Annotated in this window: 12 protein-coding genes, 1 tRNA gene and 1 pseudogene; 9 read left to right on the plus strand and 5 right to left on the minus strand. The window is 38.8% G+C overall.

Translation table 11 applies throughout. The features are described from left to right. Nucleotides 1–106: 106 nt before the first annotated feature. On the minus strand, nucleotides 107–2209 hold the full coding sequence (locus N9I19_RS19155) for a YhgE/Pip domain-containing protein (RefSeq protein WP_317778696.1): 2103 nt from the start codon (nucleotides 2207–2209) through the stop codon (nucleotides 107–109). A 587-nt stretch (nucleotides 2210–2796) separates the two neighbouring features. Here N9I19_RS19155 and N9I19_RS19160 point away from each other — a divergent pair. Next, nucleotides 2797–3495 carry a DUF421 domain-containing protein gene (locus N9I19_RS19160; protein ID WP_317778697.1) on the plus strand — a complete coding sequence of 233 codons (699 nt, stop codon included), beginning with the start codon at nucleotides 2797–2799 and terminating at the stop codon, nucleotides 3493–3495. A gap of 257 nt (nucleotides 3496–3752) precedes the next feature. Here N9I19_RS19160 and truA read toward each other — a convergent pair whose 3' ends face one another. Further along, nucleotides 3753–4490, minus strand: coding sequence for a tRNA pseudouridine(38-40) synthase TruA (gene truA / locus N9I19_RS19165; RefSeq protein WP_317778698.1), 738 nt, complete (start codon nucleotides 4488–4490; stop codon nucleotides 3753–3755). A 993-nt stretch (nucleotides 4491–5483) separates the two neighbouring features. Continuing rightward, nucleotides 5484–5555: transfer RNA gene (locus tag N9I19_RS19170), tRNA-Val, on the minus strand. Nucleotides 5556–5770: 215 nt separating this feature from the next. On the opposite strand from N9I19_RS19170, the gene N9I19_RS19175 reads away from it, so the two are divergent. Continuing rightward, nucleotides 5771–5992 (plus strand): hypothetical protein, encoded by a 222-nt coding sequence (locus N9I19_RS19175; protein WP_061462133.1) that lies wholly within the window; start codon nucleotides 5771–5773, stop codon nucleotides 5990–5992. A 17-nt stretch (nucleotides 5993–6009) separates the two neighbouring features. On the opposite strand, the gene N9I19_RS19180 is transcribed toward N9I19_RS19175, so the two are convergent. Next, on the minus strand, nucleotides 6010–6567 hold the full coding sequence (locus N9I19_RS19180; protein ID WP_061462132.1) for a phosphatidylglycerophosphatase A family protein: 558 nt from the start codon (nucleotides 6565–6567) through the stop codon (nucleotides 6010–6012). 193 nt (nucleotides 6568–6760) lie between these two features. On the opposite strand from N9I19_RS19180, the gene N9I19_RS19185 reads away from it, so the two are divergent. From N9I19_RS19185 to N9I19_RS19205, 5 genes are all read left to right on the plus strand, one after another. Further along, nucleotides 6761–7483 carry an alpha/beta hydrolase gene (locus tag N9I19_RS19185; RefSeq protein WP_317778699.1) on the plus strand — a complete coding sequence of 241 codons (723 nt, stop codon included), beginning with the start codon at nucleotides 6761–6763 and terminating at the stop codon, nucleotides 7481–7483. A gap of 94 nt (nucleotides 7484–7577) precedes the next feature. After that, nucleotides 7578–8093 (plus strand): YjcG family protein, encoded by a 516-nt coding sequence (locus N9I19_RS19190; protein WP_089364809.1) that lies wholly within the window; start codon nucleotides 7578–7580, stop codon nucleotides 8091–8093. A 4-nt stretch (nucleotides 8094–8097) separates the two neighbouring features. Then, entirely contained in the window at nucleotides 8098–8526 is a 429-nt protein-coding gene (locus N9I19_RS19195) for a GNAT family N-acetyltransferase (RefSeq protein WP_061462129.1), read from the plus strand. 159 nt (nucleotides 8527–8685) lie between these two features. After that, on the plus strand, nucleotides 8686–8949 hold the full coding sequence (locus tag N9I19_RS19200) for a hypothetical protein (protein ID WP_061462128.1): 264 nt from the start codon (nucleotides 8686–8688) through the stop codon (nucleotides 8947–8949). Nucleotides 8950–9186: 237 nt separating this feature from the next. After that, the gene (locus tag N9I19_RS19205; RefSeq protein ID WP_061462127.1) at nucleotides 9187–9675 is read left to right on the plus strand and encodes a spore coat protein; all 489 of its coding nucleotides are present in this window, start codon (nucleotides 9187–9189) and stop codon (nucleotides 9673–9675) included. A gap of 55 nt (nucleotides 9676–9730) precedes the next feature. On the opposite strand, the gene N9I19_RS19210 is transcribed toward N9I19_RS19205, so the two are convergent. After that, nucleotides 9731–10027: a hypothetical protein gene (locus N9I19_RS19210; protein ID WP_317778700.1), complete on the minus strand. Its 297-nt coding sequence runs from the start codon at nucleotides 10025–10027 to the stop codon at nucleotides 9731–9733. A gap of 150 nt (nucleotides 10028–10177) precedes the next feature. Between N9I19_RS19210 and N9I19_RS19215 the strand changes: the two genes are divergently transcribed. Further along, nucleotides 10178–12451 carry an ATP-dependent helicase gene (locus N9I19_RS19215; RefSeq protein ID WP_061462125.1) on the plus strand — a complete coding sequence of 758 codons (2274 nt, stop codon included), beginning with the start codon at nucleotides 10178–10180 and terminating at the stop codon, nucleotides 12449–12451. Nucleotides 12452–12823: 372 nt separating this feature from the next. Then, nucleotides 12824–12935 (plus strand): annotated as a pseudogene (locus N9I19_RS25495) (transposase); the annotation flags it as partial.

Here is a 12935-nt window from a genome sequence, read left to right on the forward strand (position 1 = left end):
ATAAAAAACCTGAGCCCTTTTCAAGGGTTCAGGCTGATTTTTCAGTATCCAGTTTCGTGCCTTCATTTCAGTTATGTTAACCGAGGTCTCCGCTCCATTCAGTAACTTAAAAAATCCTGCTTCCATACAATTTATCCTTCATCTTTTGCGTCCTTTCATGCAGTGGCTTTTTCAATATGATGCCAAAGCTGAGCGTGATTATTAAATAGAGGAATAAGATGAATATATCCTTGCCAGCGACACTCCAGGTTATCCCTCCAACTGATTCACGAAGTAAACCAACGGCATAGGTAAACGGCAGGAAGGGGTTGATATGTTGGAAAAATGGCGGTGTTACTTGAATGGGGAAGGTACCTCCCGAGCCTGATATTTGAAGCACCATCAGAACTACGCTTATTCCCTTCCCAACATTCCCCAGAACCGAGACGAAGGTGTAGACCATTAAAGTAAATACTGTACTTATCAAGACGGAAAACATGACGTACTCGAATTTATCTACTGCATATACATCAATCAGAAAAAGGTTACCGATGGAAACGGCTAATGCCTGCATCAATCCAATAATGAAGAATATAAGGTACCTGCCAATATAAATTTGATATGGACTGTAACCCTTTTGTGTGACGCTCACGCTAAGCATGGAAATCAATATTGTCCCACCCACCCATAGGGAAAGTGCCGTGAAGAAGGGGGACATGGCAGATCCATAGTTCGGAATGGGAAATAAACTGTGTTTATTGAGCAATACTGGCTCCGAGAAAAAGTCACTTTCCTGTTCAATATCATTCTTTAGGAAATCAATCACTTCTTCCATATTATAAGATTTATCGATTTCTCTCATTTTAGAAGCCAGAGCCTTGATTTTCCCCTCGATCTCCGGAAATTTATCCTGTAACTTATCGATATCTCCCGTACGAGTTACTAACGTTCGATTCGTCTCATTCAACAATGTCTTCACTTCAGGAAGAGCTTGGCTTCCCTCCTCAAGCATACGCTGGGCATTCTGTAATATAGTATCCGTTTCAGCCCAGATTTCATTGAATTTTGGTCCTGTCTCCTTTGAAAAGGTATCCTGGAAGTTTCCCAAGACTTCATCATTATTTTCACCAAGATTTCTAAGTGAGTCGAAGGAATGGTCATTCAGTGCTTGAAGTTGATTCGAAGCATTATCCCGTAAACCATCCACTAGATTTATTTCTGGCTGAAGGCGGTTTTTTTCACTAAATTGATTGACGCTCACCAATAAGTTATACATACTGTCCAAAAGATATAACTCTTTATTTATCCTCGTTCTCCCTTGTTCAACTAGCTGATTCCCCTCATTATCGGACAAATCCTGATCCGCTAACCTATTTGCAAGCACTAAAATCGATTCATTATCACTCCTGATGCTCGCAATATCATTTTTCAAGAGTGGATGGATTTCGGCAAATGCCTGCTTGGTTGAGTCTACATAATTAGAAACACCTGACACCAATTTGTCTTTCTGTGATGTTAAACCTTCTATTGAATCCAGACCATCATTGACCATTTTAATGATTTCTTCTGCTCTTTTCACATGTGTTTGTACGATTTTCAGATTTTGTTCAAGCTCCGGAAGTTCTCCCTCTAATAAATACACCATATTCTTCATTTTCTGAATTGTCGGCAACTCATTTTGCAAGGTGATTCCCAGTTCATTAAAGATTGCAAGAATACTCCCGCTAGCTGATTTGATAAAGCTTTTGCTCACATTTCCCACAATGCTGTTGGCCCCCGCTGCCGTAATTTTAGGAGCAATGGAATTGATTTTTTCATTCACATAATAATCAATCTCCGCTTTAATAGGGTCATCGGTCATGATTGTCGCAATATGCTCCGAAAAATTCTCTGGAATGATGATGGATGCGTAATAATCCCCCTTTTCCACTTTTGCTAACGCCTCTTTTTGAGTTGTGAATCTCCAGCCCAAATCTTTGTTTCCCTTTAACCCCTCTATGACTTCCTTGCCTATGTTTACGGCTTCGCCATTTAACTCCGCACCTTTATCATTATTTGAAACACCGACAAGGATTCCTTCCGTATTTGCATATGGGTCCCATGATGCAACAATATTAAACCACGCATAAATGGATGGGATGAACATAAGAAACACAACAACGATACAAATAAAGAAATTTTTATAAATGCATTTTAAATCGTCAATGAATATCTCCCGAATATTACTCAAAACATACCCCCGTGCAAAAAAGTATTTTGATACTATTATTCGAAAAATGTTCTAAATCAATACTAAGTAAACATATCCATGGATTTTCGACACCAAATAAAAAGAAGCAAGTAACGATATGCTACTTGCTTCCTATTTCACTTATTTTGAATGCCTGATTTATAAGGAAGTACGTTTCATAATTATGTTGATTTTTTCGAAACACACAGTGATTGATTATACTGATTCAGGAATGCATATTGAAACAGTGAACGAAATAAAAAAATGCAAGGCCGAAAACTATAGGGTCCCGTTTATTGAAAAGGGACATGTAAACTGGTATACCTCATTATTAATAGTTGATCAAACTAATTACAAAAAAAACCAATTGGTTTTCCTACCTATTTTTGACTTATGCCTTCGTTCAGGAAGAAAACCAATCCTTAATAAAGAATCGCTCCCTTTATGGAATATTTAAAATATGGCCACGACCCTAAAAAACTTAATTCTTCTTCAACTTTCGCACCCAAATTACAGAATAATGGGCTTGCTGTAAGAACATATTATTACAAACGAACTGTCGGGATTTTTAAAAGGGAGAAATAGTCATGCCAGGATCTGTTGAAATCATCTTTCGAACCTTTACAGCTTTTATTTTATTATGGGTATTTGTCCATCTGCTCGGTAAACAGACGATTGCCCAAAGGACCTATCACCTTTATATCGCTTCAATTACGATGGGGACAATTGCAGGCAATCTAGCATTCAATATTAAAATTAAATTCTTGTATTTTATCCTTGCAATGATTATTATGGGTGCCGTCGTTTTTATACTGAATCTTGTAGCGGTTCGAAATCCGCGCTTCGGAAAATGGATTGCTGGAGAACCTGTTGCCTTAATTCAGAATGGACAGATTCTTGAGGAGTCCATGCAGCGAATGGGGTATTCACTGGATTCTCTTAAACAGGCTTTGCGGGGCAAGGATATCTTCCATTTTGATGAAGTGGAGTGTGCCATATTAGAGATAAATGGCTCCCTTTCTGTATTAAAAAAAACACAATACCAAAATACCACCAAACAGGATTTGGCTATACGGTCCTCAGCTGGAACTATACCGATAGAGATGGTCTATGATGGGAAGATCCTATACGAAAACTTATCCAAACAAACCTACGATGACGAATGGTTAATGGCTGAACTTAAAAAAAGAAACCTTTCTGTTATTGACATCTCTTATGCTGTCGTAGGGACAAAAGGAAATTTGTCTATTGATTTGTTTAGGGATCAAATAAATGTGCGCCCATAGAGAACTTTACAACAAGCAACGGAAACCTTACACTGTAGGACAAATTGACCGTCACGTGATTTTCTGTTCAGTCTTTGTGCTGTGGTTTCGAGGGTAATGATATCCGATATGAAATGACAGAATAAAAAACGGCAAGAACATTGCTTAGCAATGCTTTTGCCGTTCGGACCTGTGAGGATTCGAACCCAAACCCCTGTCAATTTTCTGTACTATCTATTATAACTCAATCCAGTTTCATATTTATGGATGGTTCATCTCTAGAAATCAACCTTTACCAAGTACAAACCAGCTGCCTCCGCCATACGACCCGTTTGGATTCTTTCTTTTGACTCTATAATACTTGGTATATTTTCAGCATCTATTTCACCCAACCCAACTTCTATCAACGTCCCGACAATCTTTCTAACCATGTTATAAAGAAATCCATCGCCTCGCACTGTAATTTGGATGAAGCCAGCATTTTCTTCTATATCAATGGAGTATATTTCACGCACCATGGACTTTTTCTTAGACTTTGCATTTGAAAAAGCAGTGAAATCATGTTCACCTATAAAATGTTGACATGCATTTTTCATTCTTGTGATATTCAGCTTTTCCTCTACATGCATACTGTACTTTCGCATGAAAGGATTTGTATATTGCTCGTTCCAGATCTTATACAAATAGGTTTTATCCTTAGCATTATAACGGGCATGAAAACGTTCAGGAACTAGCCTAACCTCGACAATGCTGATATCCCGTGGTAAATATCTATTCAAATAATTCATGATTTCAACTTCAGTCAGATTTTCACCGATCTTAAAATTGGCTATTTGGGCAAGGGCATGTACACCGGCATCCGTTCTGCTGCATCCGATGATTTCAATTTTTTCCCCTACCATTTCCGTTAATACATTTTCAATTTTCCCTTGGATCGTATCATCACTATTACCGAGTCGTTGCCAGCCTCTATAACGCCCGCCATCATATTGAATGGTCAATTTATAATTGTTCATCGCTTCCTCCTTATATTATTCCTGTATAGTCATCTAAACAGAAAATTCTTGATAAATTACAAGCCCACATACAACCCCTGCTTTATGAGAAAAGATGGTTTTTTCTTAGAAACACATCAAATTGTTAAGTTTTTATTTTTGTAATGTATTTTTGTACATCCAAAAATTATTCCTTAGAAGTTTCACTGCCCCCTGCCGTTCGAGTTAAATTAAAGAATTCTTACTTTTTTGGGAGAGGAGAGAAGGAAAAGATAGAAAAAGGATAGACATGAAAAAGATCCCCACGAAATTAGAGTTAGAATCGGGAACCTGTATGATTGGGTTACACTTTTAAAACTGATTTGACACACACTCCACATATGGAAAATGTATGTGTGATTCATGGATTATTTCTTTTTATAAAGCTGTATCCCTTTATTCTCCTACTAAAGTGAGATGTCCCAAACGAAACCTGAAAATGGGAAGCTCTATGCCGTTCCATAGTAAATCCTAGCCAAAGTCAAATGTACTTCTGCATAGTCTACCAAAGAGGCTAACGTCATGCAACGAACGAGTCATTCAAAAGTTTTTGCGTCTTTATTCTGACAGGGTTAATGCTTCTTCAACAGTATTTTCCTTAGAGATGAATACCATAGTAATGCTTAACAACTTTCAAATTATTTGTCCAGCGCTACTGGATACTGTAATAGAAATGCCCTTTGGAAAATCCATACTGCAATACAAGGAAAAGAAACTGATGTTAGCAGTAACATCTTAACATTTACAAATTCATTTTCTTCACAGTAAACCTAGCATAATTGAATGTTACTTAAGTGCTTTCTCTTCATGAAATTCTTGAATTCGAAATTTAAAAGCAAAAAAACCACCTCACATATTTTAGCGTGAAGTGGTTTTTAGGCATTCTATGGTGTTTACCTTGAACCCATCATACAGTCGTTGATTTAAAATAAAAAACGGCAAGAACATTGCTTAGCAATGCTTTCGCCGTTCGGATGACCTGTGAGGGATTCGAACCCACGACCCCTTCCCTGTCAAGGAAGTGCTCTCCCACTGAGCTAACAAGTCGTATGTAATAACTGATTAGTAAAATACTTAAGTACATAATTTATTATATGTTTTTTTGTTAAAAAGTCAACGCATTATATTAAAAAAGTTTTATTTTCATCTTATTTTTTATTACCTATCCGCAAAACAAGAACCGGCGTTCCCTTTTTACTTGCATAAGAAACGTATGTTCGCATATAATGATTGCAAGTAAGTCAGCAAAGGAGTGACAAGGAATGAAATATATACTTCGAAAACATATGGAAGAAAATGCTCCATTAGAGATAATTTATCTCTCCGAACAAGGAAAGATTACGCAGCGGAAAATCCAGGTGCTTGAAATTTATCCAGGCAATTTTCACGCATTCTGTTTTCTAAGGCAGACAAAACGGACATTTAAAATGGACAATATCCTTTCTGCCCGCCTCATTAAGGCCAGGTTTGATAGGTCGGGATGAAAATTGGTCAACAAGATTCAACCGATTAACTCTTCTTCTTCCTGAATGTCCTTTTCCTGTTCAGTTAACGATTCTTCTTCATCTCTCAGACGATGAGCTAACCTTGAGGCGGCACTCGCGGCAATACTTGCAACGATATCATCCAGGAAGGTATGCACGATTCCTTCTTGCTTCTTATCGAGTTCGTGAATGACGCCTATTTTATTTTTATCCAAATGGCCAAAGGTCGTTACAGCAATGCTTCCGTAACCGAGTACTGCACCAAAGGCAATCGTTTCATCCACTCCGAATAACCCTTCATCAGATTCAACAATCGATTGCAGGGGCTCTGATAGCTTTTTTTGCTCTGCCAGTCTATCCAGCTCCACACCGACTAAAATGGCATGTTGAATTTCCCTTTTCAACAGGACACGCTCGACGCTGTGGATGCATTCCTCCAGCTTAAGATCAGCTTTATACGGGAACTGCAATTCAAAAACGATTTTTGCAATTGCCTCCACACTTACACCACGCTCTATTAATGTTCGTTTAGCCGCCTTTGTTACTTCCCTGCTGTGTACTTGTACATCTGCCATTTTATTCGCCACCTCTTTTATTGTATTATTTTCCTATATGCTAGTATTATAGCACCTTATAATTTAAATTTTTAGAAAATATAATGAAAATATTCTATTCTAAATTCTTCTCACGGGAAAAAATCGCAAGGCTATGCTAAAATAATCAAGTAAGTTGTTTCATTATTATTAATTATCATCGAGGTGCGGGAAAATGAGTTTACGCAAAGGCACAATTAAAGAGTACATGTTTAAAAGCGAAGCTTTAGCAGAAGAGTTGGAACTACTTGTTTACTTGCCTGCTAATTTTTCGCCACTGTATAAATATTCGCTTGTGATTGCTCAGGATGGCCGTGATTATTTTCAAATGGGCCGAATTGGTCGCGTAGCCGATGAACTATTAGGGAACGAAGAGATCGAGAATATCATCATTGTCGGCATTCCCTATAAAGATCGCTTTGACCGCAGGAGCAAATATCATCCGGACGGGGAACAGCACATTGCGTACATACGTTTTCTTGCCCATGAACTTGTCCCGTTTTTAGATGATGAATTTCCGACCTATCAAATGGGACATGGTCGAGCTTTGATCGGTGACTCTCTTGGTGGTACAGTTTCTTTATTGGCCGCACTAAAATATCCCCATACATTCGGGAAATGCATCATGCAGTCGCCACTTGCCAATGAAGCAGTAATGGATGCTGTACGTAATTTTGAGGATCCGCATCTCCTCGAACTTTACCATGTGATCGGGACTGGGGAAACTGATGTTCCGACGACTGATGGCAACAGGGCAAACTTCATAGAACCCAACAGGGAATTGCATAAATTATTAAACCAAAAAGGATTTCCATGCTTCTATGAAGAATTTGAAGGTAATCATACCTGGAAATATTGGCAGGCAGATTTAAAAAGAGCACTATTGGAAATGTTCTAACTTACTCGTAATCACCTCTTTTGAGATGGTTTCAAGAAAAAACATGTCCAACTATATATAATACAACAATAAAAAATATCAGGAGGTTTTATTTATGAAATATGGTGTTGCAATTTTCCCTTCAAAAAAACTTCAAGATTTAGCTAACTCCTATCGAAAAAGGTATGATACGAAATATGCTTTCATTCCACCGCATTTAACGCTTAAACCAACATTCGAAGCGACGGATATGGAAATTTCGACGATCGCGGAACAATTAAAAGGCATTGCTCAAAAGTGCAGTCCTTTTACGATGAACGTAACGAAAGCAAAGTCCTTCCAACCCGTAAGCAATACTATTTATTTCAAAGTGGAATTATCCGAAGGGCTTCAAGAGCTGCATGATGCACTTAATAATGAGGAATTCATGAAAAGTGAAAATGAACATGCATTCGTCCCGCATATTACCATCGCTCAAGATTTATCCGATAATGAGCATTCTGATGTTTTAGGCCAATTAAGCATGCTTGACGTTAGCCATGAAGAAGAGGTGAAACGAGTTCACTTGCTGTATCAGCTTGAAGATGGGGCATGGACCGTTTATGAAACATTTAGATTAGGAGCTGAATGATTTCGTGTTTGTAAAAATTGCAGAGAACAGCCAAGAGCTTGAAAATGCTTATATGATTCGAAAAAAAGTATTCGTCCAAGAACAAAAAGTCCCTCTTGAAGAAGAGATCGATGAATATGAAGAAGAGTCTGCACATTTCGTTTTATATGATGATCAGGATCAGCCAATAGGTGCCGGCCGCTTCAGGGTAATCGACAACATTGGTAAAGTCCAGCGCATTTGTGTACTATCATCGGGCCGAAAGAATGGTGCCGGTGCCATGATCATGAACGCTATTGAGGAATACGCAAGCGAACGGGAAGTACCTCAATTAAAGCTTGATGCCCAGGTGCACGCGATTCCTTTTTATTCAAAGTTAGGATATGAGATCGTTTCCGACGAATTCATGGATGCTGGCATTCCTCATAAAACGATGACGAAGACCATTTTATGATATAAAAACGCTGTCCTTTCAGTTTTCTGATTGGACAGCGTTTTTTTGTTCGTTCATGATCTTAAATTATCGTTTTATAAAAAAACCATTTCTGTTCAATGGCAATCTCCGCAAAAATACATAGACTATATATAGAAAGCAAGAAGGAGGGAAAATTTTATGGGCAACAATGAATTTAACCTGGAGGAGTCTCAAAAAAGATTAATGGAACTGCTGGTTTCGAGGACTATGAGAAAACATGGTTTCAAAAAGGAAAAAGTCGATCTAACTGAAAAAGAAAGAAATAACCTTAGAGAAACCATTCGCTATTTACAAGAGCAATCGCAAAAAATCATAAACCAAGACAAGAACATCACGGAAAAAGATGTTAATCCAATTACAAATTCTATTCACAACAAATTCACGGATTCCAAAGATAAATGATTCACCATTTCACCTAATCAAACCCTACTTGCTGGGGAGAAATAAGTAACAGAAAACATAGCAGCACTTACATTTCATTCCTGAAGCTCCAGCTTCTTTTATCATTCACCCCCCCCACACACTAATACTTTCCCTAAGTATTAAAAAATAGACGAATTAACTGATTTATTCGTCCAACCCGATTAACCATCAAAGCATATTTTAATAGGGAATAAAACCTAAGGAGGAAAAAACAACATGAACCAAAATGTATATCGTAGCAACTGTAACACTCATGAAGACTCTGAAAGATCATGGTCAGCCCTAGATTCAGCTTCACACCACCCCCTGACAGGATTCTGCAATAACGAAGACGACTCGATCGAACAAGAGGCAAGACAAGACAATTCTCAGGTTCAGCTTTCCGAAGAACTAATTTACATTAAAGATTCTTGTAATGTAAATATCACTTCAACAGATGTTAAAGCGGCTCTTTCTCTACAATCCGCTCTACAAGCAGCTATCGCGATCATCGTAAGCATTTCCGTTGCAGATAATGATAATGCTGATAGGATTACCCAAGAATTAATCCAATCTTCTAATGTTAAACAAATCACGCGCCAAAAAACAATTGTTGAAAACAGCCGTGATATCGACGTTGTAACAACTGATGCACAAATCGCTCTTAACATTCAACTTTTACTACAATTATTGTTAGCTCTAATCGTGGAAATTGACGTTCTCTAAGAGATCAACACAAAAAGGACACTTCACGTGTCCTCTTTTGTTTTTCTTTGCAAAACTAGACACTTTCGTTGAAATACCACCCTTTTCCCGTCATTTCAGCCGTAAATTCTTCACTAACCCCCATGCCCATTTGATTTTTATTAGCGCCTGCTCCATTCGTCCTTTCCCGATTATGATATTGAACTTGATCGAATCCTTCAAAGCTTCCCATTTCCTCTTCCAACACCTGATCAAAGCGGATCGGTTGAATGGGTTCCGTTCCTTTGACAATTCTTACTTTCTCTTCAGCTCCGACCGTCCGGTTGGCATATTGAATATAATCAAATTGTGTAACAGGTGCTATGTATCCCATAGGAATCCCACCTTTATTTAAATAGTTATGTTGTCATTTAATTACCCGTCTGGAATGAGATTTAAACACTATTTCCGCATTCTTTTTTCCTAATCTTCTGGTATGATGAGTATTGCCGATATTTTTAATAGATTAGAGGTATCCATTTATATGAATCAAGCAAAATCTGGCAATGAAATCGTACATTTACATACCGTTTCAGCTGGTGAGCTGCAGACACTTTTTGAAAAAGGAAAACGTGATCAGCTTTCTTGTATCATTTGTCATAAACCAGTGAAATTATTTATTGGGATCCATGAGACACCCTATTTTTATCATAGTGACCCATCGCAGGCTCACTGCGAAATGCCGAATTCAGAACCGATAAATGAGGACAGGCCATTAGAATATATGGAACAGAATGGATTTAGGATTCCTACATCACGAACCATTACAGAAACAAAAACCATTACGGAACCTTTCCTTAAAAGCCGGCCCATAACTGGCAATCCGAAGTATTCAGATAAACCTTCTGCCCTGGAACAACCAGAGGAACCATACTTTCAGGAATTATCCTCATCCGGGGTTGTTCTAGATGCAGAGCAACTCAAAGCGGTAATGACGATCGATGGACCAATCCTCGTCCTATCAGGAGCCGGCAGTGGGAAAACCCGGGTATTAACGGTACGTACTGCCTATATGCTCACAGTGAAGAAGATTGATCCAAAAAGTATCATGCTTGTAACATTCACGGCGAAATCTGCAAAGGAAATGCAGCAGCGTCTGCTCGGCTATCCCTATATGACGCCTTCCCTTGTTTCTCAAATAGTTAGCGGGACCTTTCATAGCATCTTTTATAAAATCCTGATTTTTCACGAACCATCCAAATGGCAGCGCGATTTCCTATTGAAGTGGGAATGGGAAAAAGAAAAGATATTGAAACAGGCTGGCAGGGAATTGGAACTTGATGATAAGGAATTTGCATATGATCAAGCCCTTCAACAAATTGGGCTTTGGAAAAATTCCTTGGCCTTTCCAGAAGATATTAAACCGACAGACGAGTGGGAGAAATCCTGTTTATTTTTATATAAGAAATATGAAGAATATAAACAGCAAACAGGGAAATATGATTTTGATGATATGCTTGTAGGCTGTTATGTATTTTTAAAAAACCACCCGGATTTTTTGAAGAAATATCAGCAAAGATTTAACTATTTTTTGGTTGATGAGTTTCAGGATATCAATAAAGTTCAATATGAATTGATAAAACTCCTCTCTGCTGAATCAAAAAATGTATGTGCGGTTGGGGATGATGATCAATCCATTTATTCTTTCCGCGGAAGCGATCCGAAGTATATTCTGAATTTCAATCATGATTTCCCTAGATCCCAAGTGGTAAAGCTGACCGAGAATTATCGCTCTTCTCATGAAATTGTCGCTACAGCGAACCGCTTGATCAAGCGCAACCAGAACCGGATGGAAAAAAAGATGACAGCACAGCATGATTCTGGTAATCCCCCTGTATTATTTTATCCTTATGATGAGGAATTGGAAGCAACGATGATCGTATCCGACATCCAAGAAAAAATATCCAAGGGAGCAAACCCTGGGGACTTTGCAGTTTTGTATAGGACACATACGATGTCCAGGGCCATTTTTGAACGGCTAGCCGCTTCAAACCTGCCATTTGTCATTGAAAAGGATGCAGATTCGTTTTATCAGCGCAGGGTCATTCGCGGCATGCTTGCCTTTATGCGCCTGAGTTTGTTTCCCCATGATAGCAAGGCAGCATCTGATGTCCTTTCCTCCTTATTTTTAAAGCAAAGTATATTACAGGAGTTAAAAGCAATGACAATACTGCAGGATTGTGATTTTATCGATGCATTTGCTTTTGTTAAGACAGGACATGCTTTTCAAGAACGAAAATTAAAAACGATCCCAGGACAAATCCGCTCTTTAAAAAATATGGCTCCACTTGTAGCTTTAGAAATCATCGAGAAAGATTTGGGATACCAGGAATATGTAAAAAAGCGCGGAAATGAAGCAAACCTGGAAAAAGGTTCCGATGACATCCGCGACCTAAAGGTGGCAGCAAATCGTTTTCCCACCGTCGCCGCTTTCCTTGATCATGTCGATCATATGACTGCGATGGTTCAAGAGATAAAACAGCTATCGAAACATTTTAAGGATGCCATACAGCTAACTACCATACACCGTTCAAAAGGGCTTGAATATCAAACCGTTTATGTTCTTGCTGCTGTCGATGGCAGCATTCCTCATGATTTCGCACTTGAATCATACCGAAAAGGGGAGCTGGCCCCTCTTGAAGAAGAAAGACGTTTGCTCTATGTAGCAGCAACCCGGGCTAAAAAGGATCTTTACCTTTCCATCCTGCAAACTAGACGGGGACGGACCGCTTATCCATCACGTTTCTTGAAGCTTTGACCAAAAGTGAATAATATCTCTCTTTGAAAATCGAAATGGGAAAGGCCTGCACTTTAGCAGGCCTCAGACTGTAGACAAACCCGATGAAAATTGAGTTTGTCTATTTTTATGGCTTGTACAATTTGGACGTTGATTTCCACTCCAGGCACTCGCTTTCCGCGGGCGGTCGGGGAGCCTCCTCGGCTTTCGCCTGCGGGGTCTCCCCTAGACGCGCTTTTCCCGCAGGAGTCTCGAACACCCGCTCCAATAAACTTTGTCTTGCCTTTTAGATGGAACACTTTTGCCTGGAGTCATTTTTGTTTTAAAATAAAAGTATTAAAACTTGAGGTGATGAGGATGCTTTCTAAACATGATTCTATTTAGCGAGATCAACTGGTGCCAGCGAACCATTTGGTTCGTAAAATTGAGAGGCGGCCATTGACTTCACTTTCATTTATGACTTGGTGAAAGATATGTATTCAGAGATAGGGCGCCCAAGTATTGA

Origin of the sequence: Peribacillus sp. CSMR9 (assembly GCF_033141925.1) — a bacterium.
Taxonomy (GTDB): domain Bacteria; phylum Bacillota; class Bacilli; order Bacillales; family DSM-1321; genus Peribacillus; species Peribacillus simplex_A.

Excerpts from the sequence above, each read along its gene's own strand:
- N9I19_RS19160 (WP_317778697.1), top strand. The coding sequence starts at position 2,797 with ATGCCAGGATCTGTTGAAATCATCTTTCGAACCTTTACAGCTTTTATT.
- truA (WP_317778698.1), bottom strand. The coding sequence starts at position 4,490 with ATGAACAATTATAAATTGACCATTCAATATGATGGCGGGCGTTATAGA.
- N9I19_RS19175 (WP_061462133.1), top strand. The coding sequence starts at position 5,771 with ATGAAATATATACTTCGAAAACATATGGAAGAAAATGCTCCATTAGAG.
- N9I19_RS19180 (WP_061462132.1), bottom strand. The coding sequence starts at position 6,567 with ATGGCAGATGTACAAGTACACAGCAGGGAAGTAACAAAGGCGGCTAAA.
- N9I19_RS19185 (WP_317778699.1), top strand. The coding sequence starts at position 6,761 with ATGAGTTTACGCAAAGGCACAATTAAAGAGTACATGTTTAAAAGCGAA.
- N9I19_RS19190 (WP_089364809.1), top strand. The coding sequence starts at position 7,578 with ATGAAATATGGTGTTGCAATTTTCCCTTCAAAAAAACTTCAAGATTTA.
- N9I19_RS19200 (WP_061462128.1), top strand. The coding sequence starts at position 8,686 with ATGGGCAACAATGAATTTAACCTGGAGGAGTCTCAAAAAAGATTAATG.
- N9I19_RS19205 (WP_061462127.1), top strand. The coding sequence starts at position 9,187 with ATGAACCAAAATGTATATCGTAGCAACTGTAACACTCATGAAGACTCT.
- N9I19_RS19210 (WP_317778700.1), bottom strand. The coding sequence starts at position 10,027 with ATGGGATACATAGCACCTGTTACACAATTTGATTATATTCAATATGCC.
- N9I19_RS19215 (WP_061462125.1), top strand. The coding sequence starts at position 10,178 with ATGAATCAAGCAAAATCTGGCAATGAAATCGTACATTTACATACCGTT.